This is a genomic window from Rathayibacter sp. PhB152 (assembly GCF_003751395.1).
Taxonomy (GTDB): domain Bacteria; phylum Actinomycetota; class Actinomycetes; order Actinomycetales; family Microbacteriaceae; genus Rathayibacter; species Rathayibacter festucae.
Genome location: NZ_RJUT01000004.1, coordinates 444,797 through 469,745, shown reverse-complemented (window position 1 = coordinate 469,745; position 24,949 = coordinate 444,797). Strand labels below are relative to the sequence as shown.

Below are 24,949 nucleotides of genomic sequence, written 5' to 3'. Positions count from 1 at the left end.
AGAGCCGAGCGCTCTGAGAGCAGATCCCAGGGCATGCGCGTCCGTTCAGCGATCTCCATATGGGACGCGTGCCGACGCGCGGATCCGGATGCCGTGCGACTCAGAGTGCTCTGTCGACGACGAGGGTCGTGACGGCGGTGTACTGCTGCTCGGTCCCCGCAGGGATCGCGCCCTGATCGGAAGAGGTGAGGGTCCGCTCCCCAATGAAGAGTCCTGTCGCAGGGTCGATGACGATCTCGGGGACGTCCGCGTCGGCGTCGAGGCTGAAAGCGATGCCAGTCCGTCCGTCGAGGACGGCGCTCCCGTCCGCGATGCGAATCCCCGGGATCATCGCCATAGCACGGTAGAGCGTAGAGCGCTCGGCACCGGTCAACGTGCCGGACCGGAGAAGCTCCGCCGCGCCCGACAGTGCACCCGCATCGGTCCCATCGCCCCACGGGAGGCGGCGCAGCGCAGCCAGCGCCTCCCCGGGATCGGTCGGCAGCGACTCCTCGGCGACCTCGCCGCCGAGCTCGGCGGCGTGCACGAAGTCTCCCTCGGGATCCTTCGTGATCTGCACCACTCCACTCTGCACGGTCGAAGCCCAATCGCGCTCGGCGGCCGCTCGCGACGCCTCGCCGTAGAACGCGGTGGCCGGCTCGGCAGTGACCCGCTGCACCCAGTCGGTGCCGGCGTCGGCGGGAATGAACACCTCGGTGATGCTCGGGGAGAGGTAGGCGGTGTAGTCGCCATCGGCGTCGACCTCGTAGGCGAGGTAAGCGGCCTCCGTCGTGATCTTGAGGTACTGACCGGCACCGACGATCGGATCCTCGACGGTGATGGTCGCATCGGCCGCGCTCCGCAGCGCCTCGGATGCCTCCGCACTGCCCGCCCCCGGATCGAGAACGACGACCCCGAGAACCAGGGCGGCGGCGAGAGGAACGGCGACGAGCCCGGTGATCAGCGCGCCTCGCGCCCGAGCCGGCCTGGGTGCGGTGCTCTGCTCGACCGTCTCGACGAGGAGGCTGCGGAGAGCCGTGGTCTGGTCCTGTCCGGGGGATGTCATCGTCGTCCACTCGTTCCTGTCGGGCTGATCGCGCTGGTCGTGTTCGTCGGGAGGGAGGGTGCTCGCAGGCGAGCGGCGAGAGCCTTCTTCGCGCGGTGCAGCCGCGACTTGATAGTCCCCTGAGGCACGCCGAGCGCCTCCCCGGCCTCGGTCTCGCTCAAGCCCTCAATCACGCAAAGGGTGATCACGTCGCGATGGTGCGGCGCGAGGTTCCGAAGCGCAGCCACCGCGGGGCCCTCGTCGAGCAGCTCCTCCGGGCTGGCGAGCCCTTCCGATCGGGGAACCCGCTCGAGGAGGGCTCGGTACCGGCGAGCCGACCGGGAGACGTTACGCGAGGAGTGCGTCGCGGTCACCAGCAGCCACGGCAGCAGCGACCCCTTCACGAAGCGCACACTCGCGCGCTTCCGCCACGCCTCGAGGAACGTGATCCCCACCACGTCCTGCGCGTCATCGATGCTCGGCACGAGCGCGAGGCTGTGACGGAAGACCCGGGACTGGTGCCGGTCGAAGACGCGCGCGAACGCTTCGCCGTCTCCCGATCGGGCCGCGCGCCACTCATCGGCGTCGCTTGCGGGGATGCTCATACCTGAAGTGTCCGGGACCGCCAGGAAGGTTCCCCTCCATCGAGAATGACCCACAGAACGATCCCTTTACGGGACGGGTGGGTTGCAGGGCATCGCGCTGAAATCTGTTTGCGGCGTCAATCGCATAGCTCCTGAGTGGGGGCGCGATCTCGCCCGTGGATCTAGGTGTCGTTACGGGCGCCCTCTGGTTGCAATGACGACCTGAGAAGGGGCGTGCGGGGCGAGTTCCATCGCGCGGGATCCGCAGGAGCAGAGCAGATAGGTCAGCCACCCGTCGCTGACGACGTGAGAGGAGAGAGGGATCCAGGTGTGCTCATGCATGATGCGATGCTCGCGTAAGCCATCGGAGGCGTTCAACCATTACAGTCGCGGCATGTCCTTCGACCACCGGCACCAGGTCGGCCCCCGTCTGGCCGCCTCGCTCGTGAACGCCCGCTCCAACGACGCGATCGAGCCGCTGCTCCGCGAGCACGGCGTCCGCGAGCCCGCACTGACGTCCTTCGAGGGCGAGGAGCTGCGCGGGTGGGCACAGCGACTGCGCGCCGTCTTCACCGCGCCCGACGTACAGGAGCGCTGCGACGAGGTGAACGAGCTGCTCGCGACGGTGGCGGGGTCGCTCGTCGTCGCGACCCACGACGGCATGCCGCCACACCTGCACCTCGTGCCCGACGACAGCGACGTGGTGACGCGAGTGCGGTCGGTGACGACGGGCGGCCTGGCTTTCTTCCTCTCCTGGGCAGCCGGACGGCGGATGGGCGTCTGCGCGCGGGAGCACTGCGAGCAGGTCTTCGTCGACGAGTCCCGAGCGGGCCGGCAGCGCTACTGCTCCGCGCGATGCGGAAACACCGACGCGGTCGCCCGGCACCGCCGCCGGTAGCAGCGCTCGGCGCACCCGCGCCTTTAGGAAGCGCACACCAGGCGTGCCCGATTGCTGCCACTCACCATCGGAACGGCGAAAGGAACCTCGATTGATCTCGGACGGCCATCCGCTCTTGAAGTGGGCACCACGTTGCTGAGAAAGTGCATCATTTTCCCGAGTCGTCCGCCGTGAATAGCCGCGAGCCCTCGCGAGTAGGGTCGCTTTCGTCCCGTCGAGGTCATTGATGAGTTCGATGCATGTGGGACGAGATGAGAGGAACACTGTGGTGAGTCGCACCGAAGAAATTGACACTCTTGCGAAGCTGTTGAAGGACTTCCAGTTCGCGATGCTGTCGACGATCGACCCGGGTCAGAACATCGTCGGTCATCCCATGACCGTGCAGGAGAGTGAGTTCGATGGGGATCTCTGGTTCATCATCGGCCTCGACTCCTCAGCGGTCGAGCATCTGCGAGCGACGAACAAGGTCGGGGTGACCTTCAGCTCGAACGACTCCTGGGTGTCCTTGGCTGGTACCGCGACCGTGGTCGATGACCACGCGAAGCTCGAAGACCTCTGGAATTCGCGTGTGGAAGCGTGGTTCCCCGACGGACCGACGGATCCGAACGTGGGCCTGGTCAAGTTCACTGCCGAAAGCGCCGAGTACTGGGACACCCCGGGCGGCAAGGTGTCCGCACTCGTCTCGTTCGTGAAGTCCAAGGTGACCGGCGAGACGCTGCAGGCGGGCAACGAGAAGATCGACCTCTGAGAACCGCCCTCGAGAACCGACACTGAAGGTCGGCCGCGTTCACGCGGCCGACCTTCAGTGTTCCTGGCCTATTCGTTCCACACTCCGGTGGCTGCGGTGGCGTCGGCGTAGTCGCGGAAGTCGCGGGCGGGGCGGCCGAGCACTGAATCGATGTCCTCGGACGTGTGATCGAGCGCTCCGGTGCCGATCTGGTTGTAGAGAGCTGCGAGCATCTGCGCGAATTCCTCGGGCACACCCGTCGCCTGCTGCTCTTCGATGTAGGTGTCGGTGCTGATGGGTTCGTAGCGGATGCTTCGTCCTGTCGCGCGGGAGAGCTCGTCGGCGATGTCGTGGAAGGACAGGCTTCGAGGACCGGTGAGGTCGTAGGAGCGTCCGATCCGCGTCGTCTCGGTGAGTGCGGCCAGGGCGACCTCGGCGATGTCGTCGGCGTCGACGAACGCCTCCCTCCCGGATCCGGCCGGTAGTCGCAGGACTCCCTGACGAACGGAGTCGGTGAGGAAGTCCTCGCTGAAGTTCTGGTTGAACCAGCGAAGACGCAGGACCGTCAATGCGAGGCCCGCGTCGGTGAACTGCTGTTCCGTGGTCGCGACGACGTCCGTTTCCATTCCGCCGGTATCAGGGAAGGACACCATGACCGCGGTTCTCACGCCCGCCGCGGAGGCTGCTCGCGCGAAGGAGCGGACCTGATCGACGGTGGAGGCGCTTCCCAGGTCCGGGAGGACGACGTAGACCGCGTCGATGTCTGCGAGTGCGGCCGGCCAGGTCGCGGTGTCGTCCCAGTCGAACGGGGTCGCGGCGCGTCTGGATCCTTCGCGGACGGTGTGGCCTGCTGCGCGCAGCAGGGGCACCAGGCGGCGGCCGGTCTTGCCGGTCGCTCCGGTGACGAGGACTGTCGAGGTGGTCAAGAGGATCTCCTTCGTAGCGTTCGTGAAGTGGTCAGGTTGGAAGGCGCGCGCCTGCCTGTCTCCAGTGGAGGTGGCGCGGCTGTCGGGTGGTCGTTCCGATCGCGGCGGCTCGGGATCAGTGCCCAGAGCGCTGGCAGGAGCAGGCATGCTCCGACGGAGTAGGCGAAGTCCTCGATGGGGGCCAGCCAGAGTCGGAGCCCGAGGATCAGATCGGGGTTGTAGTCGACGATTCCTGCGGCGATGAGCACGTTGTCGAACACCGCGGTGTCCATGATGAGCAGGACGAGGGCGATGGCGAGCGCTCGCCTGGAGGGGAGCGCTCGTCGACGGTGGATGCAGGCGAGCAGGAGCGCGGCGACGATGGGGAGGAAGAACACGGTGTTGAGCGCGAGATACGTCATGAGGCGGCTTGTTCGCGTCGCGAGATCCAGCCGAGGACGTTCAGGGTCACGTAGCACATCAGTGCCAGGAAGAAGGGTTCCTCCAGGGGGAGCTCGGGGGCGAGGAGGACACCGGTCATCACTGTCGTGGTGCCGCGGAAGAAGATGCCGAGTCCGATCCCGACGACATCCCAGACGAGGAAGAACGCTATTCCCAGGGCCATGACCCAGGTCGCTTTCGTTGGGTCGCGCCAGAAGGTCAAGGAGTACTTCCGATCGAGCACCACCTGCCCTGCCAGCGAGAACAGCAGCGCGCCGAGAGAGAGCAGACCCATTTCCGTCACCGTCTTTCTCGACTGGCTGTCGCCGTCCGGACGCTCGTCACGGGGTCAGAGTTTCGGAGCTGCTCCCGGTGCGGGCCGGCTCCTGCTGGTGATCGGTGACGACGTCGGACCCTGGGCCGTGACGGCGCAGCAGGACCCCGGTGGTGACGGCGCCGAGGGCGAGGACCACGGCGACGACGATCATGACGGCGGTGTAGCCGCCGTCGTACGCCTGTCCCGCTGCCTGCACGAGGGCGTCCCTGATCGCGGGGTTCTGCTCGGCGACGGTCAGAGCGCTGTCGATGCTGTCCCGGGCCGCCCCATCGGCCCCGTTCGGCAGCTGCAGAGTGGTCGTGAAGACGGCGGTCGCCAGGCTCCCCAGGAGGGCGACGGCGGTGAGGTTGCCGAACTCGTAGGAGACCTCCTCGATGGAGGACGCCATTCCCGCGCGACTCGCGGGCACGTTGCCGATGATCGCCGCAGACGCGACCGACATCGTCGCCCCCAGGCCCAGACCCGTCAGGACGAGTCCAGCGACGAAGATCGGCACCGCGGAATCGAACGAGACGACCGCGACAGTGACGCCGAGCAGCGCAGTTCCGAGGCCACCGCTGACCAGGGGCAGCAGGCCGGTGCGGTGGACGAACGCGCCGCCGAGGATCGAGGTCGGCAGGGAACCTGCCGCGATCGCCGCGACCATCAGTCCCGCCTCGAGTGGAGTGAATCCCTCTACGAGCTGGAATCGCTGCGTGGTGACGAGCTGGACGCCGGCGACCGTGAACATCGCGAACCCTGCGGCGAGCGTGCCCGCGAGGAACGCCGGGTTGCGGAAGATGCTGAACACCAGGAGCGGATACGGGAGGACGGCCTGGCGTCGCACGAACAGCACCGCGCCGACGATCGCGATGGTCAGGGCGACCACGATCACCCACACGGAGCTGTCGACTTTCGCGGTCTCCTTGATGGTGATGACCAGAGCGACCAGAGCGACCAGCGCCAGCACCGAGGAGAGCAGATCCCACTTCTTCGTCGGATCCGCGTCGTTGTGCGGAGCGAGGAGGACCGTCGCGATGAACGCTGCGATGACGACGGGCACGTTGACCAGGAACACGGACCCCCAGGAGAACTGCGAGAGCAGCAGACCACTGAGAATCGGCCCGAGGGAACTTCCCACGACGGCCATGCTGCCCCACACCCCGATGCCGATGTTCCGCTCTCGCTCGTCCTCGAAGGTCAACCGGATGAGGGCCAGCGTCGCCGGCATCATCGCCGCCGCACCGACGGCGAGAACGGCGCGTGAGGCGATCAGGAACTCCGGAGTCGGAGAGAACGCGGCGGCGAGCGAAGCGGCGCCGAAGACGACCAGACCGATGAGGAACATGCGACGGTGCCCGACACGATCCCCTAGCGTCCCCGCCCCCAGCAGGAGACCGGCCATGACGACCGGGTACGCGTTGATGATCCACAGACTCTCGGAGCTGGTCGCGCCGAGCTCGTCCACCAGCGTCGGGAGCGCGGTGTAGAGGATCGAGTTGTCGAGGCTGATCAACAGCAGCCCTGCCGCCACGGTGGCGAGAACAGCCCAGCGCTTGCGTGAATTCAATGTCCTACCTCGGTTCCTGGAAGCGCGCGCTTCGTTCACAACCTTACCGTACAAAAGGTATAGTTTGAGGTGTGGGTGTGACCGACACGTCACGGAGAGAGCGGAACAGCATGAGAGAGAGCAAGCGCACGCAGATCCTGGATGCCGCTGCGCGCGTCGTTCAGCGCGACGGTGTCGGCAGCGTCACCTATGACACGGTCGCCGCGGAAGCCGGCCTGACCAAGGGCGGCCTCGTCTACCATTTCCCCTCCCGCGAGGCGCTGATCCTCGCCGTGCACCAGCGCCTCGCCGACGAGTGGGAGGCGAGCATGGCTGCCGCGATCGACGTCGGCGCCGACGAGGCCACCGAGACGCAGAAGCTGCAGGGTTACGCCCGTGCGGCGACGCAGAGCTCGACCCGTGCGGAGCTGCTGATGATGCTCGAGGGCGCGACGACGGCCGAGCACGCCGCCCCTTGGAACGCGGTTCTCGAGCGGTGGACTCCCGCGCCACCCGCAGCGGACGCCGACGAGCGGACGCTCGAGCGCTTCATCACGCGCCTGGCCGCAGACGGGTTGTGGGCGTACGAATCCCTGGCGGACCGGCCTCTGGACCCCGTCGTTCGCGGCCGCCTCGCGGACCTGCTCGCCGCGCGCTTCACCGACTCCGACACCGGACGGGATGCCTTCGATGAGTGACCCCGCTCGCCTCCCCTGGATCAGCCGCATCTTCATCATCGCCGCGATCCTGGAGGCGTTCACCTGGGCGGGCCTGCTCGTGGGCATGCTCCTGAAGTACGTCACCAAGACCACCGACGTCGGAGTCAGCATCTTCGGCGCCCTGCACGGCGGCATGTTCCTCGTCTACGCGGCCGTCGCCATCATCACCGCGATCACCCTGCGATGGACCTGGCGCCTTACCGCCATCGCCCTGATCGCCGCTATCCCCCCGCTCGTGACCATCCCGCTGGAGCTGGCGCTTCGGCGAACCGGACGTCTCACTCCGCGAGCAACTCCGCAGGCGAGCAGCACGAACACCCCGCAGGTCACCTCTCGAGAGGACCACCGGAGCATCCGATGACCAACGCCGGCCCCCCGCAACACAGCCCCTACCTCCCCTTCGACCCGACCGTCGCTCTCTACAGCAGCTCGCTGGGCAGCTTCACCCCGTACGAGTTCAGCGACTTCCGCACCGAGGAGGAGTCCTGGAAGCGCACCGCCTACCTCCATGCAGGCCTGAACCCGCCGATGCCCCACCGCCTCACCGGACCTGACGCTCTCCGCCTGCTCCGGGACGCGTGCATCAACGACTTCACCCGCTTCTCGATCGGCGCGTCCAAGCAGGCCGTGCTCTGCAACACCGCCGGCCGGATCATGGCCGACGGCACCGTTCTGCGAGTGGGCGAGCAGGAGTACATCAGCTACTTCCTCACGCCCTACCTCGACTACCTCATTGCCTCCGGCCGCTACGACGTCACCGGCACCGACCTCACCGGACAGGTGTTCCTCCACCAAGTCGGCGGACCCCGCTCCCTCGACGTCATCGAAGCCGCGACCGGCGAGGACTTCTCCGACCTGCCCTTCATCTGGCACCGACCCGCGACCATCCCCCACCCCGAAACCGGCGTCCTCCTGCAGGTTCGGATCTACCGGCTGGGCGTCGCCGGCACTCTCGCCTACGAGGTGCACGGCGACGCCTCGGATGCCCCAGCCGTCTACCAGGCGCTCCACGACGCCGGCCGCCCGCTCGGGATCGTGAAGCTCGGGCTGCGCGCCTACGGGATGAACCACACCGAGAATGGATTCGCCCAGTCGTTCCTCCACTTCCTCCCGGCCTGGACCGATGACCCCGACTTCCTCGACTGGATGGGCGTCACCGCGAACACCGCCTTCTCCTCACTTCCCGGCAGCGCCGGCACCGACCCGTCCAAGCGGTACGCGACTCCCCTCGAGCTCGGCTGGGGTCACCTCATTACCTACGACCACGACTTCACCGGCCGGGCCGCCCTCGAGAACACATCAGCGCAGCGCACACCCGTCACCCTCATCTGGAACCCGGACGACGTCACCGACGTCTTCGCCTCCCAGTTCCGGTCGGGCCACGAGCATCCCTTCATGGACCTCGCAGCGAACCCGATCTGGACCGGAGACAACAGCGTCGTCCACACCGACGACGTGCTCCTCGACGGCGAGCTCGTCGGGACCAGCAGCGGCCGCATCTTCAGCAGCAGCTACCACTCGATGATCTCCCTCGCCCTCCTCGACGTCCGCCACACCACCCTCGGAACTCAGCTCGACATCGTGTGGGGCGACCCAGGCACGCGACAGAAGCAGATCCGCGCAACCGTCGCCCGCTACCCGATGCTCGACCTCCCCCGCAACAAGGACATCGACACCACCGGCTGAGAAGCGTTCCGATCAGCCGTCCCTCTACGGAACGGTCCTACGCCGGCCGATGACGACCGCAGAGCTCACCGACTCAGCCAGGCGATGATCCGGTCAGCTGTGCGTCGCGCGCTCGGCAGTGACGGATCGTCGAGGTGCCCGTGAATGGTGCCCGCCTCCACGACCGATTCCACATCGACGCCGGCCGAGGCGAGTTCGGTGGCGAAGGCTTCTCCGGAGGCGCGGACGGTGTCGATGTCGCAGTCGATGATCAGCGTCGGCGGGAGTCCGGTGAGGTCGTGTCCGCCGGGGAAGGCGTAGGGGTCGTGGAGAACGTCGGGTGCGTTGCCGACGTAGTTGAGGGCGATGAGGTCGACCACGTCAGGGGTGAGCGGTATCCCCGCGGTCGGTGGCATCTGCTCGAGTCGGGTGGCGAGCTCGGGAGAGGCTTCGGGGAGGGAGTGGTGCAGCAGGGGGCAGACGAGGACGAGGCGTGAGGGTGCGGTGGCGCCCTGGTCGCGCAGGCGCACGGCTGCTCCGGCGGTGAGTGCGCCGCCGGCGCTGGCGCCGCCGAGCGCCCAGCCCTGAGGGCTGAGGGGGCGCAGCGCGTCGTCTGCCCAGGCGAGGACGGTGTCGACTTCGTGACTGGCCACGGGGAAGTGCGACTCGCCTCGTCCGGGCTCGGCGCCGAGGTCGAGCGCCCACTGCGGGACGGGGGCGAGGCGGTAGTCGACGGCGACGACGGCGATGCCGGCTTCGGCGAGCCGGGAGGCTGTGGTGTCGCTCTCGGCGGTGTCGAGTCCCCCGTAGACGAACGCTCCGCCGTGACACCACACGAGTCCGATCGGCTCGGGGAGGGGCGTCATGGGGAGGTACAGGCGCACGGGGATGTCGCCGTGCGGGCCGGGGATGCTGCGCTCCTCGGTCTGGAACGCGGGTTCGGCGGTGCCGCGAGTGGTGGTCGCGGTCTGGTGGTCGGCGGTCATCGGGTGGCCGCCTCGTCGCGGCTGCCGGCGTGCAGGAGCTGCTCCTCGATGGAGAATTCGCTGCGGCTGCGGTGGCGGAAGGTGAACCAGAGCAGGGTGACGGAGAGCGCGGTGATCACGGCGAGGCCGGCGTAGAAGAGCTGTCCGTTCGCGAGGAGCAGGGAGGGGGTCACGACCTGCACGAGGACGGGGATCAGTCGGGCGATGGCCATGATCGTGCCCTGTGCGGTGCTGCGCAGCTGGGTGGGGAAGGACTCCTGCATCCAGACTTTCAGGAGCGTCTCGAAGGCGAAGCACATGCCGATGTTGCTCAGCAGGGTCCCGGCGATGAGGGTGGGCAGGCTGAAGCCGAGGATCGCGACGAGGGCGTAGCCGGCGGTCATCATCACGGCGCCGACGGCGAAGTAGGTCATTCGCCAGCGGGTGTCGACGACGCGCATGAACCAGAGCGTCGCGCCGATCGCGAGGACAGAGATTCCCAGGAGCACGGCCGAGAACAGGGCGACGTCGACGCCGGCGAGGTTGACGGCGATGAAGGCGCCGAAGCCGCCCAGGGTGCCGGCGCCGATCGCGAGCAGTGAGTAGGAGACGGCGAGGACCAGGAACGGGACGAGGTAGGAGCCGCGGAAGAGGTCGCGGACGCGGGTGCGGTCGGCGGTGATCGTGCTGATGCCGCGGGTCTGCAGCCAGAGGGTGGACTCGGGGATCAGCAGGCGCAGGATCAGCACGATGACGGCGATGACGGCGATCTGGCCGAACAGGATCTGCCCCGCGATGAGGCCGAGGTTGCCGACGGCGGTCGAGATCGCGAGAGTGACCAGGATGCCTGCGGTCCAGAGCACGTGCGAGAAGACGACCGCGCCGCCGCGGTTGCGCTCGGTGGCGGCTTCGGAGATGGTCGCGAGCGAGACGGGGAGGTCCGCTCCGATCCCGGTGCCCATGATGATGATCCCGGCGATGAGCAGCGGAAAGGATGCGCCGAAGGTCAGCATTGTCGCGCCGATGATGATCAGGACCATCGTGACGGTGAAGACGCGGCGGCGCCCGAACCGGTCACCGAGCCTGCCGCCGATCGCGGAGCCGAGTCCGACGAACAGGGTCAGCGCGGCGATGAGGACGCCGAACTGGTCGGCCGTGATACCGAGCTCGGTCTGGAAGATCGCGAGCGCGAGGCCGGTGGACACGAGTCCTGCGGCGTCGAGGTAGGAGGCGAGGCCGCAGACGACCGCGACGAATTTCAGGGACGGCTCGCGGCGAGCCGGCGTTGCTGACATGGGATCTCCTTTGATCGGGGGGTGTGCCGGGGAGGGGTTAGCGGAGTCGGTCGGTGAGGTAGGCCTCAGCGATGCTGAGGTGTCCCTGGCTGCCGAGGGAGTTCTTCGCGAACTGCGGGTAGGCGTGGTTCGCGAGAGGGATCGGCACGGTCGTCACGTCCACTCCGAGGGCGCGGGCGGAGTCCGCCCAGGCGAACTGATCGGCCGGATCGATCAGGTCATCGCGCATCGGGGTCATCACGAGGGTCTGCGGGACGGCGGCCGAGAGAGAGGTGGCGGCGTTCACCGCGGCGTAGCGCTCCGGGAACTCCTCGGGGGTGCCGCCGGTGTAGCTGGTCGCGAAGTCGCGGGTGCTGATCCCGGCGACGTCGAAGGTGTTCTCGTAGACGCTGGTCACGTCCACTGCGGGGAAGTCGGCGACGATCGCGGCCGGCACCGGGACGGTGCCGCCGCACGAGGACACCGCGGTGCCCTGCGCTGCGGCGCTGGCGACGTTGATGACGAGGTTGCCGCCAGCGCTCTCGCCCCAGAACGCGAGGCGATCGAGGTCCGCACCGAGAGAATCCGCGTTCGACTGGATCCAGGTCGCTGCGCAGGCGACCTCCGAGGGCGCGGACTGCCACGTCGCGTTCTCCGCCGTGGCGAGTTGGTACTCGACGGACACGACGAGGTAGCCGTGATCGGCGAGGGTGCGCAGCTCGGAGCTCAGCGTGTCGGGCTCCCCGGAGATCCAGCCGCCGCCGTGCGCGAACATGATCGTCGGAGCCGCGCCGGTATCGGCGGAGGGTTCGTAGAGGGACAGGGACAGGTCCTCCCCCGAGCTCGACGTCGCGTACACCTCGGTCCGGTCGGGAGCCGCTGCTCCCATCGCCGAGAGCCCGAACGTCGCCGTCGCGACGTTCACCGTGCCTCCGGCGGAGACGACCGCGGCGACCACGACCACGACAGCGGCGATGTTGGTCGCCGCACCGATCCCACCGAGAACCGCCGCCGCGGCGCCGGTGCGCCGAAGACCTCGGCGGAAGGCGAGGACCCCGACGACGAGGGCGATGACGCCCAGCATCGCCAGCACCGGGGCAATCGTCGGCGCCAGCAGCGCCGCTGCCATGCTCAGCAGCCCGACCCCCGGGACCAGCGTCGCGAGGCCGACCACAGCAGCCGCCACACCCAGCAGGAGCGCGAGAACAAGAACCACCGACCAGAGCGCTTTCGCAACCCCTCCTCGACCGTGATCCGGTGTTGTTCTCGTCGCTTCGGCCATCTGTCGTCGTTCCTCCAGGTCGTCGGCACCTCGAAGGAGCGTGGTGACCGATTCGGTCAACTGTAGATCGAATCGGTCAAAGCTGTAAAGTGGGGCCGTGGGCCGCATCCGGATGACGAAAAACGAGATCGACGTCGAGATCCTCGACGTCGCCGCCGGCCTGCTCGCCAGCCAGGGGATCAAAGGCACCTCGATGCAAACCCTCGCGGCCGCGACCGGCTACTCGAAGGCCGCGATGTTCGCCCGCTTCGAGTCCAAGGAGCACCTGATCAGCCGCGCTATCAGCCAGTGCGTCGCGCTGGGTGAACGGGCCCTCGCCGCCGTCGACTCTGTGGAGGAAGGGCCCGAGAGGGACCGCCGAGCCGTCGAGGAGCTGGCCGCGATCGGGCTCGAGCGTCCCGGGTTCATGGCGCTCGTCATCGCCGCGGTCACGACCATCCACGATCAGACCCTCGACGCGCTCCTGCTCCCCATCGGCGACTCCCTCTTCCGGATGTTCGGACTGCCCACCCCGCCCGCGCCGATGAACGTCGACCGCGGTCTCGCCGTCGCGGCGACCCTCGGCGGCCTCTCAGTCCTCGTCCTCAACTACCGCGCCTTCACGGACGAGGCGACCGCCCGCGCCAGGATCGCGCAGATCGCCGGCGCGCCTCTCGGCGTCCACTCGGCAACCTTTTGAAACTGCCGCGTTCCTTTGCGATGACCACTCCCCCCTGCCGGACACCTGCAAAGGGCTAGGGTCAGTAGGGCCAGCCCGAACCCCGCTGGCGGGGACAGGTCGCTGGCTTTCCGCTGGCGGCCTGTCGTCAATCGAGCAGGTTGAATCCCAAACACTGCCTGACTGGGACGTAGCCTCGTCGCTTTGGCACCTCGGACTCATTCTGCCTTGAATGTCATTCTCCGCGCGTGTTAGCGGCCTGCAACGATCGTTGGATGCAGCAGATGACTCATGCTTCTGCGACGTTCACAGTGACCGATGACCTGCGAGTGATCGGAATGGACGAGGACGTTAGGCGGAGGAGTCGCCGGTGCTTGAGGTCGCGCGGTCGAGTTCGGCCTCGGTGAGAATGACCAGCCCGCGATCGTTGTGGGAGGTCTCGAGCATGGCGACGACCCACGCCTTGTTGATGACGGGGGGCCGGCTGCCGGAGAAGCGGAACTGCAGAGGAATCGACGGCGCTATCCACAGCGAGGCACGTCCGGAGCCCTGCTCCACGCCGATCGGCCAGGACAGCAAAAAGCTCTCCTGCCGGCGGAGCTTCGCGGTCAAGGCGAGCTTCACGTGCGCGAGTGTTCGGTCGTCCATCTCGTAGACGGTCCCGGGTCCGTCGATCAGCTGTCCCACGCCTGCAGTTCTCCACATGCCGTACTCGATGGATGCCGACGGGTCAACGAGGTCGCCCGCCGACACCCCGCTCCGTAACGTGGTAGTGCCGGCTCACGTTGCGACGCCCCGGCATGAACGGGGAACCATGCTGCAAGTCACGATGGCGGACAAGACCTATCTCCTCGCTGCGGAGGCGACGATGGAGCAGACGAAACAGGCTGTTCTCGACGCCGTTCGCGCCGCACCCGCCTTCCTCTCCCTGCGCACGGTTCTGGACGCTCAGGTCGAAGTGCTGGTCACGCCAGCGAGCACGGTGGTCCTCGCGCAGCACGACGACGCCCCACTGCTGCCCGCGACTTCACGTGATGGTTTCGCTGAGAACGAGTACGAAGACTTGTACGGGCTGGACTACGTCTAGGCGGGCGCCTCAAGCCGTCACTCACGTCCAGGCACTCCGTCCCGATGACTGCGCCAAGAACCTCGTCGAACTCGTAAGGCGTCGCATGCAGCCGGCACGTCCGTCCTGGAGCGAGGAAATGACCGACATTCCGCCGCTCGATTTTCTTGACTTCGCGGATGCCACGGACCTCGAGTCGGCGCAGCAAGATCCCTTCGGCTGACGAGCGCAGCGAACAGCGACACCGAGGACGCCGGACCCGAAGAACGGCGGCGTGAGGCGGGGCAGCTGCCCCCTGGGCGCGTCCTCTCGCCTTCGTTGGCGGCGCGCTCGTTGTCCTCGTCCGCGACTGACAGGAACCACCGCCCGCCCGCCGATCGCTACTCGGGCCGGCATTCAGCATGGGTGCTGACCTGATTCGTCCCCTGAGTGGGGGTGTCGCGCATACTCGCCATGAGGAGAGCGGAGCAGGTCGCTCTGTCACGATGACCGAATGCTCACTCGCCGGTCGGGTCAGCGGTGACCGACGACGACGCCGCTGAGCTCTGCGCTCTCATCTCGCGCGTCGCGGACGGCGATCATCGCGCTTTTGCGCGGTTCTACGACCTCACCATCAGAGATGTACTCACGGTCGTCGTTTCTGTCCTGCGCGATCGCTCTCTCGCACAGGAGGTGACTCAAGAGGTCTACCTCGAGGTGTGGCGTCAGGCGCGGCGCCTCGACCCTGCTCGAGCTCCGCACCACCTGCTGCGGCAGATGGCGAAACGGCGCGCGATCGATCGCATCCGTTCGGTGCAGTCCGATCGCGTACGTGATCACGAGTACGCCCTGCGAAGCCAGGAGTCGCCGTACGACCAGCCGGCGGAGAACAGCGAGATCCGCCTCTCCTATGCCCCGGTCGCGGAGGCGATCCGGCAACTCCCCCGCATCCATCACGACGTCCTCTTCCTCGCCTACGTCCGCGGATACAGCCACACCCAAATCGCGGAAGAACTGCAGCTCCCCCTCGGCACAGTCAAATCGCGCCTGCGCGACACCCTCCACCGGTTGCGCCGCCAGAATCCCGGCCACGGCGACGGCCCCTGCGTGCCGTGCCGTCCACACACAACGGGCGGAGCCTAGGGGCGTGCTCGTGTTCGAGGAACCACCCAAGACCTCTTCGTCGCGGGGAGGTCCGGGGACCGTAGGTTCCTGGCATGGCCGGTTCTGACCGCGAGGTGCGTCTCGCTGAGGTGTTCGTCGCTCTCGCGCGATCGCTCGAGCCCGACCACGACGTCATCGACACGATGGACGTCCTCGTCCAGGCCGCGACGCTGTTCACGTCCGCCGCGGACGCGGGCATCGTCCTCGCCGACGAGAACGGGACGCTGCACGTGCTCGCGTCCACGAGCGAGCGGGCGGCCGACGTCGAGGAGGAGCAGCTCGGCGTTCGGGAGGGACCGTGCCTGGAGTCCTTCCGCACCGGCGAGCCCGTCGATCTCCCGGACCTCGCGGACACGGAGCAGTGGCCGGCATTCACCCGCGTCGCCCTGGAACAAGGCTTCCGCTCCGCGCATGCCACTCCCCTGCGGCTGGGCAGCCGCACGCTCGGCGCCCTGAATGTCTTCTCCGAGAGCAGCGGGTCCCTCAGCGACGGAGAGATCGCCCTCCTGCAGGCGTTCACCGACGTCGCGGCCCTCGCGCTCGTGCACAGCGAGAACCTTCAGCAGCAGAACGACCTCGCCGCCCAGCTGCGGCACGCCCTCGACTCGCGCGCGCTCATCGAGCAGGCCAAGGGCGTCATCGCCGAGCGCAACAGCATCAGCATCGACCGCGCCTTCACCCTCATCCGCGCTCACGCCCGCGAGAACAGCGCTCGTCTGCACGACGTCGCCCACCGCATCGTCACCACCACGACCAGCCTCTGACCCTCGATCCGGCCCGGCCGATACCGGCTGGCCCCTCGTCAGCCGTCGCGCCCGCTCGGACGCCGCAGTGACCGAAGGAGCGCAACCCCCTCGCTCCACCGCCGGGCTCGACGTAGCGTCTATTACCCCGCATCCCGGTCCCTGGTGTCGGAACACTTCTCGTGCTCGGACTAGAGGATCTGATGAACACCTTTTTCTACGCCGGTATCGCCGCCCTCATCGAGGACGCGACCGCCACTGCCGTCATGGACTACTCCAGCGCTCTCGCCCGGCAGGGGCGGGTCGACACCGTCACGCTCCTGGATCACGCCTCGCCGGCGGAGCAGGCCCACGTGCTCGTGACACTCGGCGCAGGAGTTCCCCTTGCCGTGCGAAGCGCAGCGGATTCCTCGCTGGCCACGACGAGTGAGGATCTTCGGCAGCGTCTGGATGCTCTGCGCGCACCGGCCGTCGCGCCGTCGGACACCGATCCCCGGATCATCGACGATCGGGACGTTGACTTCCCCTGGCCCGACATCGAGCCCACGGTCACGAGTTACTCCGGCGATTGAACCGTGGTCGATAGCGACCGGAGCCGCAGGGATACGCGAGTCAGACGGTCTCGTCCTCGTCGTGGTTCTGGGCGTCGTAGTCGTTGGTGATGATCGTGAGCGCCGTGTACGGGGTGATGAGGATCTGAGCCGTGTTCGCCCGACCCTCCCCGTAGTTGACGGTGAGCCACTGCGGGGTCGAAGCAGCAAGAGCCGCGTCGACCTCCGCACGAAACTCCTCGACAGTGCGATTGCTCACGGTGTGCGCGACACCGTTGTAGATCAGGTCGATGCGCTTCACAGATGCTCACCGTGGGAGGCCGGGCGGACGGAGTCCATGGGCTCGGCCGTGACGTAGAGGCCGCCAGCGGAGTTCGCGAGATCGGTCAGCGCGCCGATCCACGCCGGGTTGATACGGGGCATCCGCCCGCCGAAGTACTTGTAGCGCAGGGCGTGGGAGGGGTGGAGCCAGATGGCGCTGCGGCCGTCGCCCATGCTGTGGTCGTCGCGCCAGCTGAGCAGGAACGATTCGTTGCGGCGCAGCTTCGCCGTGATCACGATCTGCAGGTGCGCGAGCACGCGATCCTCGAAGTCGATTTCGGTCGATCCGTCGTAGAACAGCTTTCCCATCGGCGTCTCCAGCCCTCATCATCGGCGGCAGGCGCGCCTTCCCACAGCATCTTCCCGTTCGGTCCAGTGACCATTTCGGGGGAAAGAGAATCGCCGGAACTCCTGGTAGCGACTCGTGTGCACCACGGTAGTTGCAGTGGCCCGCAGTCGCCATCACCCGCCTTGGACCAGCCCTGTATGGGCAGGCAAGCCCTACTTGCGCGCGGACTGCTCGGCAGCGATTGACCGTCGAGCGGCTTCCGCCTGATGCGATAGAGCGTTGCCCGGCTCCACCCGACGAGACGAGCAGCGTCCTCTGCGGTGCGGCCGCGTCCGCGTGCGTCCGCAGCGATGGCCAGCTTCTCGGCTACCACCACCGGGTCCGACAGAGCCCGCGCCCGTCCGCGCGGACCTCGACCGCGTCCGCACCACCCGCTGACCGTCACCACTGACGGGAGGAGCATCCCGACACGAAGCCCCGTCAAAGCACCGCCACGAAAGAATGGCGAAATAATCGACGTCGACCTCGCACTGAGCCGCTTCGTGGGCGGAGTCGACGCAGAGGGGCTCCGCGCCCTGGGCGTCGTCGTACGGGTCGGTGATCAGCAGAGACAACACCGCTGGCGCAACGACGACCGCACGAACATCTACTCGGTCTCCAAGGGCGTGTCGGTCCTGGCCGCTGGACTCGCCTTCGATGAGGGACTGCTGACCCCTGACTCGCGGTTCGGACAGCTGCTACCAGCCGCCTCCCTCGGCGCGGACGTCGACGGAGTGACGATCGAGCACCTGCTGTCGATGACCAGCGGTATCGACTTCCCGTGGTTCGAGGGCGACCCCTGGCCGGAAGCCGACCTCGCACACGCCGTGCTCAGCACGCCTTCCCGCGGGCCCGGCCTCGTCTTCCAGTACTCCGACGCCAGCACGTACGTCGCGATGCGGATGCTGGGCGCGATCGTCGGCGACGTCCGGGACTGGCTGATCCGCAGGCTGTTCACACCGCTGGGCATCGACGATCCCGAGTGGCACCGCTGCCCGCACGGATGGATCATCGCCGGCAGCGGTCTCGAAATGCGAACGGAGGAGTTGGCCCGCGTCGGCCGGCTCCTCCGCGACCGCGGGATGTGGAACGGCCGACAGTTGATCAGTGCACAACGGATCGACCGCATGCACAGTTCGTGGATCGACACGGGCGGCCCCGCTCCGTTCACGCGCTACGGCTCAGCGGGCTGGGACGGACCGCGTGACTGCTGGCGACTCGACGGTGCGCGCGGACAGTACGTCGTCGTAGACGCTGCACGCGACGCCGTCATCACCATCACCGCCGACGAGCCAGAACGCGACCACCGGCTCGCTGAACTCGCCGCGGACGCCCTCCTCGGATGACAACGCCGGAGGGGCACAGGCGCCCGGCGGCTCCCCGCACGATCACCGTTTCGGTGGACGATCCCCACACGGACGCAGGCCGCGGAACGAGCAGAGATACTCTTCTCGGATGTCGTCCCCGTCCATGCCCCACGAAACCGTCGATGCTGCCGAGGATCGATTGCTGGACGCGATGCGCGCAAGCGACGTCGATGCGCTTGGTCGACTGCTCGCACCCGAGTTGATCTTCACGACACCCGAAGGCTCGATCATCAGCCGGGACGAAGATCTCGGAGCACATTCGTCGGGCACGACGAAGTTCGAGTCGATTGCTGAAATCAGTCGCAGCACACTGGCCGTCGCCGGCGGCGCCCGGACCAGGTCCGTCGTGGACGTCGTTGTGATCGACCACGGCAAGCGGATTGAGGCTCGGCTTCACTACGTCCGCGCATGGCAGCGAATCGCCGGGCGCTGGATGGTCGTCTCCGGAAGCGCAACACTCGCACCCGCACCGAACGCCTGATCGTTCCGCTGAAGGATCCCCATAAGGCACGACTGCCGGGACCCTGCAACCCTTTGATGAAGCATCACGGACGCGGAGTGCGCCTGGAGGATCGATGCGCGATGTCCGTTCAGTCGTCGGCCGGCCGCTCATTCCAGACGCCGGCTCAGGGGGTGAGCTCGTCCTCGACCTTGTTCTGGAGACCGCGGGATTGTCCCTCGATGCGGCGCAGGCGGCGGAGGTACTGGTCCTTGTCGGAGATGCAGCCGTGGGTGCCGGCGGTTTCGTCGTGCTCGATGGTCTGCTCGGTCACGGTGTCCTCGTCCCCCTGGTGCCCGGTGCAGCTCGACCGCCGGCGGCGTGCGGCGGGCGGGTGCGGAGGGGGTATTCAGCCGCCCCGGCTGCTTTCTGAATACTCTGGGGGGGGTATGCCCGGGTGTCCCTTTCGGATGCCCGTGAAGGTGTGGTGTGCGGTTTCGGAGGTGTGGATCATGAGCGACAGCGTCGTTTCCAGGCTGTCCACGCCGCTGACGCGCGCGATTGTCGTGGTCCTGACGTCGGCGGCGCTGCTGCTGGGAGTGTCCGCGATGCACTCCATGATGGGCAGCCACTCCGACGCCTCCCTGTCCGCGGGACACACGCATGCGGAGTCGGGGCACGCCGACACGGTGGCCGCCTCGACCGGCGGAATGTCACCCGCGGCCGGCACCGATCACGGCGCGGTCGTACCGATGGTGCCGTGTGATGACAGTTGCGCGATGGGGTGCGCTCTGATGGCCGCGACCTGCGTCCTCGTCTTCTTCCTCGCGTCCCTGATCCTCCTGGCCCGGGTTCCGGCGATGTTCGCTCGGGTGCTCGACGCCGGTCCGCGCCTGCTGCGCCTGGTGCCGCGCGCGAAGTTCCACGTGTATCTGCCGTCGTTGACGGTCTTGTCGATCAGTCGCACCTGATTCGCCCCGTCGTCGCAGCCTCCGCTGCGACCTCATCACCGCGCCCGAAGGGCGCGATTCCGGCGACCTCTGCAACCTAGTGAATGGACACGACGACTCATGAACACGAAGCGCACTCTTCTCGCCTCGACCCTCGCTCTGGCGACCGCGATCACCCTCTCCGCCTGCTCGAACAGCTCCTCCGGGACGGGCGGCTTGGAGGGAATGGACCACAGCAGCTCCTCCGCGTCCGCGTCCCCGTCTTCTACCGCCGCGGCGGCGGCGGACTTCAACGATCAGGACGTGACGTTCGCGCAGATGATGAAGCCCCACCACGAGCAGGCGGTGGAGATGGCCGACATGATCCTCGCGAAGGACGGCATCAGCACGGACGTGACCGGCCTCGCGACGCAGATCAAGGAAGCTCAGGGCCCGGAGATCTCTCAGCTCGGGGAGTGGATCACCGCATGGGGTGCTGAGGACTCGATGTCGGGCATGGATCACAGCATGGACGGGATGATGTCCGACGAGGACATGTCGGCGCTGGAGAGCGCGACCGGCCCTGAGGCGGAGAAGCTCTTCCTCGAGCAGATGACGATGCACCACGAGGGTGCTGTGGAGATGGCGCAGACCGAGGTCGACGAAGGCCGGAACACGGACGCGATCGAGATGGCGAACACCATCGTGCAGACGCAGACGGAGGAGATCGCGACCATGCAGGATCTCCTCGCGTCCCGCTGACCCGGTCGCCAGCGGCGGCTACGGACGCACCTGGACGGTGCTGCGGCCCTTCTCGTGAGGGACCGGGCTGCTGCCACGCTCGCGCGCGGCGCGGGTGCTGGCCTGCGGGGACAGGTCCAGGCGCCGCAGCAGCTGCGCGTTCACGGCGACGACGACCGTGGACGCGGACATCAGCAGAGCCCCGACCGACACAGGCAGCACGAACCCGATCGGCGCGAGCACTCCCGCGGCCAGCGGGACGGAGAGCAGGTTGTAGCCGGCCGCCCACCACAGGTTCTGCTTCATCTTCCGGAAGCTCGCCCGGGACAGCTCGATCACCGACAGCACCGACCGGGGATCATCCGATGCGAGGATCACCCCGGCGGACGCGATCGCGACGTCCGTGCCGGCACCGATCGCGATCCCGACATCGGCCTGCGCGAGAGCGGGAGCGTCGTTCACGCCGTCCCCGACCATCGCGACGCGGCGACCCTCCTTCTGCAGCTCGATGACCTTCGCGGCCTTGTCCTCGGGCTTCACGCCGGCGAACACCCGGTCGATGCCGAGCTCGTCCCCGACGGTGCGGGCGACGGCTTCGGCGTCACCGGTGATCATGACCACCTGCACGCCGATCGCGTGCAGCGCGTCGACCGCCTGCCGGGACTCCTCCCGCACCTCATCCGCGAGCCCCAGAGCCCCGATGACCCGGCCGTCGCGGAGCACGTGCAGGATGATCATCCCGTCCGCCTCCCACGCCCGCGTCTGCTCGAGCGGCGCCGCGTCGTGCGCGCGGAGCATCGACGGACCGCCCACGCTCACCTTCACGCCCTCGACGCTCGCCGTGACACCGACCGCTGTCGACGCCTCGAAGCCGGTCGCCTTCGCCACCGTGACACCCCGCGACGCAGCGGCGGTGACGATCGCGCGAGCGAGGGGGTGCTCGCTGTCCGCCTCGACCGCCGCGGCGATCGCGAGCAGCTGCTCCTCCGACAGATCCCCGGAGACGTGCACCGCCGAGAGGGTCGGCTCGCCCTTGGTGAGGGTGCCCGTCTTATCGAACAGGACCGTGTCGACGGTGCGCATGCTCTCCAACGCGAGACGGTCCTTGACCAGCACGCCGCCCTTCGCGGCGCGCTCGGTCGCGATGGACACCACCAGCGGGATCGCCAGGCCCAGCGCGTGCGGGCACGCGATCACCAGAACGGTGATCGTGCGGATCACCGCGTCGTCCGGGCTGCCCAGCAGCGACCACACGATCGCGGTGATCACCCCGGCGCCCGATGCGAACCAGAACAGCCACCCCGCCGCGACGTCCGCGATCCGCTGCGCGCGGGAGGACGAGTTCTGCGCCTCGGTGACCAGGCGCTGGATGCCGGCGAGAGCAGTGTCGTCGCCGACCGCTGTCACCTCGACCCGTAGCGCGGTGTCCGTGGCGACCGTGCCCGCCACGACCATCGATCCCGGACCGCGGCTGACGGCGCGCGACTCCCCGGTGATCATCGACTCATCCACATCAGCGGTGCCCTCGATCACCCGGCCGTCCGCCGGCACTCGGCCGCCGGGACGCACGATCACGACGTCGCCCTGCACCAGATCCGCGGGAGACACCTTCTCCACCTCGTCGTCGCGCACCCGTTCCGCCTCATCCGGCAGCAGCGCCGCGAGAGAGTCCAGCGCCGAGGACGTCTGCGCGAGAGAGCGCATCTCGATCCAGTGCCCGAGCAGCATGATCACGATCAGCAGCGCCAGCTCCCACCAGAAATCGAGCTCGTGATCCAGCAGCCCGGCGCTCGCACCCCACGACGCGAGGAAAGCGACCGTGATCGCCACCGCGATCAGCAGCATCATCCCCGGCGTCCGGGAGCGCAGCTCCGACACCGCACCTTCGAGGAACGGCCGGCCGCCCCACATGTACATGACCGTGCCCAGTACCGGCGAGATCCACGCGACCCCCGAAGCCTCGGGCAGCGGATAGCCCAGGATCATCGCGAACATGCTGCTGAAAGCCACCACCGGCACGGCGAAGACCACCATGATCCAGAACAGACGCCGGAACTGGCCCACGTGATCACCATGACCCGCATGGCCGCCGTGCCCCCCATGGCCGCTGTGCCCCGCGTGACCGCTGTGATCGTGGTGGCCGGCGTCACTGTCGTGCTCGCCGTGACCCGGGTGACCGGCGGGGTCCCCGTGCTCACTGTCGACGGGGTGACCGGCGTGACCATCGGGAGCTGTGCTCACGGCCCGACCGTGCGAGGACCCGTGATCCTCCGGCATCGCGTGGCCGCTGTGCTCGGACTGCGCCGGCACCGACGCCGCACCGTGATGTTCACCGCGCCCGCTGGAATGCCCCTCGTGCTTGACCATCGTGACTCCTTCCGGCCTGAACCGATCTCACCGAACCGTATACCCCCCGGGGGTATCTGACAACGGGTTGAAAGCGGTGTTCATTCCCTGTGCGTGCGCCCTCAGTGGCCGGGCTCCAGCCGCCGTCGACGTCCTCTTCCGGCTCGCGCACAGACGCGGGACGCACCGCGTTCACCGCCTGGTCCCCCGGAACGCGGTCTCGCCCTGAAGAACGACAACGGACGATCAGGGTCGCGGGGAATCGCCGCCGTCCCGACGGGGAGGGCTCGATGGGCCCGTCTTCGGCGGTCGCGCTACCGAGTTGCCGACCGGCACTTGGACCGGCTCGCCCCGGTGGAGCAGCTAGGGCTGCGGGGTCGCTTCGCCGGCGATCTCGGCGAGGGCCGCCACATGCCCGTCGAACGCGCGCTGTCCGCTCGGGGTGAGCGTCAGCCAGGTCAGCTGACGGCGGTCGCTCCGTCCGGCCGACGAGGCTTTGCGGGAGGACACGTAGCCGTTGTCGGCGAGGGCGCGGAGGTGCTTGGAGAGGCTCGCGTCCGCGATGCCGAGGGTGTCGCGGAGCACGGTGAAGTCGATCTGATCGACGCGGCGCAGGATCCCGCAGATGCGCAGGCGGGCGGGAGCGTGGATCAGCTCGTCGAAGGCGGCGTCAGCCACGGCGGGCGATCTGCCGGACCGCCGCGCGGAATGCGAGCGTCGACAGCCAGGTGACGAGGAGGAACGCGGCGATCGCGGTGATCGCCACGGCCCAGCCGAGTCCCTGGGCGACGAGCCCGAGCGAGACCGAGAACAGGAGGAGGCACGAAGCGAGGGCCGCGCCGACGAGCAGCATCGCTTCGACGCCGACCCGCCGGAGCCGGATACCCGTGGCGCGTCGCAGGAGCACCACGAGCACGACGGCCGCAGCGATCACGAGCCACGACGTGGTGGGCGGCTCGTAGTCGGCGCCCGGTGAGAGCGCGGCGGCCTGCGCCACCCAGAGCAGTGCGAGGACGCCGAACCCGGCGAGGTGCCGGCGCGGTGCGGAGATTCGGGCGACGAGGGCCTCCCGGTCGGACCGGAGGCCGTCGAGGGCGGAGGACGCGTCGGATGCTCGATCGTTTTCCATAGGGGAAAACTACACATCGTTTTCCTATCAGGCAAGTGATGTGGCGGTGCTCGATCACGCCTCGGCTGCACACGGCTCAGGCCGGACGGGTCTGACCGGCGCGAACGGCGCCGGCAGGACCACGCTGCTGCGGCTCCTCGCGGGCGAGCTCGCGCCCACGTCGGGCTCGATCAGCCGCTCGGCGGCGGTCGGCGTGCTGCCCCAGCACCTCGCCCGCCTCACTGCGACATGCGATTGACGATGGAGGGCATCGCCGGCCGCGCGGGGACCGGAAAGCAGACGCTCTACCGGACCTGGCCGTCGACGGCAGCGATCGTGTTCGACGCTCTTCTCGCCCGGAGCGAGACTCCGGAGGGCACGGTCTCCCTACCGGACACCGGCGATCTGAAGGCCGACCTGCTCCTCCTGATCGAGGAGACGGTCCAGGAGCTCACCTCACCCGCGACCGAACCTCTGCTGCGGGCAGTCACCGCCGCGATCCAGACCGACCTCGAGCTCGCTCGCCAGTACCGCGAACGGCTGCTCGAACCCCAGATGGCCGCCGTCGCTCGGCGCTTCGAGCTGGCGGGCGCCGCCGAACCGGCCGCGGCGGCGGAGCTCCTGCTCGGCCCCGTCCTCCACCGCTGGCTGCTCCGAAGCGGCGACTTCGACCGCGAGTGGATGCAGGGGCACACCGACCGGGCCCTGCTCGGCGCGCACGTGCACGGAATCATTGAGCATGACCGGTGAACGATCCTGGTCGCTGAAGGCATTCGGCGAACGCGGTTGCTGACGATCGAGCGAAAGCAGCAGCACACGTCGTCGGCGCTCGAGAAGCCGCCGACGAGCTCGAGAGAACT

At 68.1% G+C, this 24,949-nt stretch carries 32 protein-coding genes and 1 pseudogene; 16 read left to right on the top strand and 17 right to left on the bottom strand.

Annotated features, from left to right (window positions below; translation table 11 throughout):
• Nucleotides 1-100: 100 nt before the first annotated feature.
• Both EDF36_RS12170 and EDF36_RS12165 read right to left on the bottom strand, forming a co-directional pair.
• Nucleotides 101-1,045, bottom strand: coding sequence for a hypothetical protein (locus EDF36_RS12170; protein ID WP_123733189.1), 945 nt, complete (start codon nt 1,043-1,045; stop codon nt 101-103).
• Nucleotides 1,042-1,629, bottom strand: coding sequence for an RNA polymerase sigma factor (locus EDF36_RS12165; protein WP_123704058.1), 588 nt, complete (start codon nt 1,627-1,629; stop codon nt 1,042-1,044). The genes EDF36_RS12170 and EDF36_RS12165 overlap by 4 nt, the downstream gene beginning before the upstream one ends.
• Before the next feature lie 373 nt (nt 1,630-2,002).
• Between EDF36_RS12165 and EDF36_RS12160 the strand changes: the two genes are divergently transcribed.
• Both EDF36_RS12160 and EDF36_RS12155 read left to right on the top strand, forming a co-directional pair.
• Nucleotides 2,003-2,506, top strand: coding sequence for a CGNR zinc finger domain-containing protein (locus EDF36_RS12160; protein WP_123733188.1), 504 nt, complete (start codon nt 2,003-2,005; stop codon nt 2,504-2,506).
• 268 nt (nt 2,507-2,774) lie between these two features.
• A complete protein-coding gene (locus tag EDF36_RS12155) occupies nt 2,775-3,254 on the top strand; it encodes a pyridoxamine 5'-phosphate oxidase family protein (protein ID WP_260300694.1) in 480 nt (159 codons plus the stop codon).
• 68 nt (nt 3,255-3,322) lie between these two features.
• Here EDF36_RS12155 and EDF36_RS12150 read toward each other — a convergent pair whose 3' ends face one another.
• Genes EDF36_RS12150 through EDF36_RS12135 form a run of 4 tightly spaced genes read right to left on the bottom strand, consistent with a single transcriptional unit; the run spans nt 3,323 to nt 6,465 of the window.
• Nucleotides 3,323-4,159: an NmrA family NAD(P)-binding protein gene (locus EDF36_RS12150; protein WP_123733186.1), complete on the bottom strand. Its 837-nt coding sequence runs from the start codon at nt 4,157-4,159 to the stop codon at nt 3,323-3,325.
• Nucleotides 4,156-4,560, bottom strand: a complete 405-nt coding sequence (locus tag EDF36_RS12145; RefSeq protein WP_123733185.1) for a lycopene cyclase domain-containing protein — start codon at nt 4,558-4,560, stop codon at nt 4,156-4,158. Before EDF36_RS12145 ends, EDF36_RS12150 begins: the two co-directional genes overlap by 4 nt.
• Nucleotides 4,557-4,874 (bottom strand): lycopene cyclase domain-containing protein, encoded by a 318-nt coding sequence (locus EDF36_RS12140; protein WP_123704836.1) that lies wholly within the window; start codon nt 4,872-4,874, stop codon nt 4,557-4,559. The genes EDF36_RS12145 and EDF36_RS12140 overlap by 4 nt, the downstream gene beginning before the upstream one ends.
• A gap of 46 nt (nt 4,875-4,920) precedes the next feature.
• Entirely contained in the window at nt 4,921-6,465 is a 1,545-nt protein-coding gene (locus EDF36_RS12135; RefSeq protein WP_123733184.1) for an MFS transporter, read from the bottom strand.
• Nucleotides 6,466-6,542: 77 nt separating this feature from the next.
• On the opposite strand from EDF36_RS12135, the gene EDF36_RS12130 reads away from it, so the two are divergent.
• From EDF36_RS12130 to EDF36_RS12120, 3 genes are read left to right on the top strand one after another with little or no spacing between them, the layout of a single operon-like run.
• Nucleotides 6,543-7,142, top strand: coding sequence for a TetR/AcrR family transcriptional regulator (locus tag EDF36_RS12130; protein WP_260300693.1), 600 nt, complete (start codon nt 6,543-6,545; stop codon nt 7,140-7,142).
• Entirely contained in the window at nt 7,135-7,524 is a 390-nt protein-coding gene (locus EDF36_RS12125) for a DUF3817 domain-containing protein (RefSeq protein ID WP_185020453.1), read from the top strand. The genes EDF36_RS12130 and EDF36_RS12125 overlap by 8 nt, the downstream gene beginning before the upstream one ends.
• A complete protein-coding gene (locus tag EDF36_RS12120; RefSeq protein ID WP_123704072.1) occupies nt 7,521-8,849 on the top strand; it encodes an aminomethyltransferase family protein in 1,329 nt (442 codons plus the stop codon). The genes EDF36_RS12125 and EDF36_RS12120 overlap by 4 nt, the downstream gene beginning before the upstream one ends.
• Nucleotides 8,850-8,914: 65 nt before the next feature.
• Here the strand turns inward: EDF36_RS12120 and EDF36_RS12115 are convergent, their stop codons facing one another.
• The 3 genes from EDF36_RS12115 to EDF36_RS12105 are packed head-to-tail and all read right to left on the bottom strand — an operon-like array spanning nt 8,915 to nt 12,283.
• Nucleotides 8,915-9,814 (bottom strand): alpha/beta hydrolase, encoded by a 900-nt coding sequence (locus EDF36_RS12115; RefSeq protein ID WP_123733182.1) that lies wholly within the window; start codon nt 9,812-9,814, stop codon nt 8,915-8,917.
• Nucleotides 9,811-11,088 (bottom strand): MFS transporter, encoded by a 1,278-nt coding sequence (locus tag EDF36_RS12110; protein WP_123733181.1) that lies wholly within the window; start codon nt 11,086-11,088, stop codon nt 9,811-9,813. The genes EDF36_RS12115 and EDF36_RS12110 overlap by 4 nt, the downstream gene beginning before the upstream one ends.
• Nucleotides 11,089-11,125: 37 nt before the next feature.
• Nucleotides 11,126-12,283 (bottom strand): alpha/beta hydrolase, encoded by a 1,158-nt coding sequence (locus tag EDF36_RS12105; protein ID WP_148060028.1) that lies wholly within the window; start codon nt 12,281-12,283, stop codon nt 11,126-11,128.
• Between the two features lie 163 nt (nt 12,284-12,446).
• Here EDF36_RS12105 and EDF36_RS12100 point away from each other — a divergent pair, with 163 nt between their 5' ends.
• Nucleotides 12,447-13,028: a TetR/AcrR family transcriptional regulator gene (locus EDF36_RS12100; RefSeq protein ID WP_123733179.1), complete on the top strand. Its 582-nt coding sequence runs from the start codon at nt 12,447-12,449 to the stop codon at nt 13,026-13,028.
• A 330-nt stretch (nt 13,029-13,358) separates the two neighbouring features.
• Here EDF36_RS12100 and EDF36_RS12095 read toward each other — a convergent pair whose 3' ends face one another.
• On the bottom strand, nt 13,359-13,694 hold the full coding sequence (locus tag EDF36_RS12095) for a hypothetical protein (RefSeq protein WP_123704082.1): 336 nt from the start codon (nt 13,692-13,694) through the stop codon (nt 13,359-13,361).
• Between the two features lie 127 nt (nt 13,695-13,821).
• Between EDF36_RS12095 and EDF36_RS12090 the strand changes: the two genes are divergently transcribed.
• From EDF36_RS12090 to EDF36_RS12075, 4 genes are all read left to right on the top strand, one after another.
• Nucleotides 13,822-14,094 (top strand): hypothetical protein, encoded by a 273-nt coding sequence (locus tag EDF36_RS12090; protein WP_123733178.1) that lies wholly within the window; start codon nt 13,822-13,824, stop codon nt 14,092-14,094.
• A gap of 498 nt (nt 14,095-14,592) precedes the next feature.
• Nucleotides 14,593-15,195 (top strand): sigma-70 family RNA polymerase sigma factor, encoded by a 603-nt coding sequence (locus tag EDF36_RS12085; protein WP_123704086.1) that lies wholly within the window; start codon nt 14,593-14,595, stop codon nt 15,193-15,195.
• A gap of 74 nt (nt 15,196-15,269) precedes the next feature.
• Entirely contained in the window at nt 15,270-15,980 is a 711-nt protein-coding gene (locus EDF36_RS12080) for a GAF and ANTAR domain-containing protein (RefSeq protein WP_123733177.1), read from the top strand.
• Nucleotides 15,981-16,162: 182 nt separating this feature from the next.
• Entirely contained in the window at nt 16,163-16,531 is a 369-nt protein-coding gene (locus EDF36_RS12075; protein ID WP_123733176.1) for a hypothetical protein, read from the top strand.
• 40 nt (nt 16,532-16,571) lie between these two features.
• Here EDF36_RS12075 and EDF36_RS12070 read toward each other — a convergent pair whose 3' ends face one another.
• From EDF36_RS12070 to EDF36_RS21805, 3 genes and pseudogenes are all read right to left on the bottom strand, one after another.
• Nucleotides 16,572-16,811 (bottom strand): hypothetical protein, encoded by a 240-nt coding sequence (locus tag EDF36_RS12070; RefSeq protein ID WP_123704092.1) that lies wholly within the window; start codon nt 16,809-16,811, stop codon nt 16,572-16,574.
• Nucleotides 16,808-17,140, bottom strand: coding sequence for an ATP-dependent DNA ligase (locus tag EDF36_RS12065; protein WP_123733175.1), 333 nt, complete (start codon nt 17,138-17,140; stop codon nt 16,808-16,810). Before EDF36_RS12065 ends, EDF36_RS12070 begins: the two co-directional genes overlap by 4 nt.
• A gap of 248 nt (nt 17,141-17,388) precedes the next feature.
• Nucleotides 17,389-17,514 (bottom strand): annotated as a pseudogene (locus tag EDF36_RS21805) (recombinase family protein); the annotation flags it as partial.
• 148 nt (nt 17,515-17,662) lie between these two features.
• Between EDF36_RS21805 and EDF36_RS12055 the strand changes: the two are divergent.
• Entirely contained in the window at nt 17,663-18,505 is an 843-nt protein-coding gene (locus EDF36_RS12055) for a serine hydrolase (RefSeq protein WP_260300692.1), read from the top strand.
• Nucleotides 18,506-18,614: 109 nt separating this feature from the next.
• A complete protein-coding gene (locus tag EDF36_RS12050) occupies nt 18,615-19,007 on the top strand; it encodes a nuclear transport factor 2 family protein (RefSeq protein WP_123733173.1) in 393 nt (130 codons plus the stop codon).
• Between the two features lie 145 nt (nt 19,008-19,152).
• On the opposite strand, the gene EDF36_RS12045 is transcribed toward EDF36_RS12050, so the two are convergent.
• A complete protein-coding gene (locus EDF36_RS12045) occupies nt 19,153-19,299 on the bottom strand; it encodes a metal-sensing transcriptional repressor (RefSeq protein ID WP_123733172.1) in 147 nt (48 codons plus the stop codon).
• A 178-nt stretch (nt 19,300-19,477) separates the two neighbouring features.
• On the opposite strand from EDF36_RS12045, the gene EDF36_RS12040 reads away from it, so the two are divergent.
• Nucleotides 19,478-19,936, top strand: coding sequence for a hypothetical protein (locus EDF36_RS12040; protein WP_148060027.1), 459 nt, complete (start codon nt 19,478-19,480; stop codon nt 19,934-19,936).
• Between the two features lie 99 nt (nt 19,937-20,035).
• The gene (locus tag EDF36_RS12035; protein WP_123733170.1) at nt 20,036-20,656 is read left to right on the top strand and encodes a DUF305 domain-containing protein; all 621 of its coding nucleotides are present in this window, start codon (nt 20,036-20,038) and stop codon (nt 20,654-20,656) included.
• A gap of 18 nt (nt 20,657-20,674) precedes the next feature.
• Here the strand turns inward: EDF36_RS12035 and EDF36_RS12030 are convergent, their stop codons facing one another.
• From EDF36_RS12030 to EDF36_RS12020, 3 genes are all read right to left on the bottom strand, one after another.
• Nucleotides 20,675-22,912 carry a heavy metal translocating P-type ATPase gene (locus tag EDF36_RS12030; RefSeq protein ID WP_123733345.1) on the bottom strand — a complete coding sequence of 746 codons (2,238 nt, stop codon included), beginning with the start codon at nt 22,910-22,912 and terminating at the stop codon, nt 20,675-20,677.
• Nucleotides 22,913-23,344: 432 nt separating this feature from the next.
• The gene (locus tag EDF36_RS12025; RefSeq protein WP_123704108.1) at nt 23,345-23,659 is read right to left on the bottom strand and encodes a transcriptional regulator; all 315 of its coding nucleotides are present in this window, start codon (nt 23,657-23,659) and stop codon (nt 23,345-23,347) included.
• Entirely contained in the window at nt 23,652-24,110 is a 459-nt protein-coding gene (locus EDF36_RS12020; RefSeq protein ID WP_123733169.1) for a hypothetical protein, read from the bottom strand. Before EDF36_RS12020 ends, EDF36_RS12025 begins: the two co-directional genes overlap by 8 nt.
• A gap of 40 nt (nt 24,111-24,150) precedes the next feature.
• Between EDF36_RS12020 and EDF36_RS12015 the strand changes: the two genes are divergently transcribed.
• A complete protein-coding gene (locus EDF36_RS12015; protein ID WP_311316376.1) occupies nt 24,151-24,348 on the top strand; it encodes an ATP-binding cassette domain-containing protein in 198 nt (65 codons plus the stop codon).
• Nucleotides 24,339-24,839 (top strand): TetR-like C-terminal domain-containing protein, encoded by a 501-nt coding sequence (locus tag EDF36_RS12010; RefSeq protein ID WP_123733167.1) that lies wholly within the window; start codon nt 24,339-24,341, stop codon nt 24,837-24,839. The genes EDF36_RS12015 and EDF36_RS12010 overlap by 10 nt, the downstream gene beginning before the upstream one ends.
• The last annotated feature ends 110 nt before the right edge of the window (nt 24,840-24,949 follow it).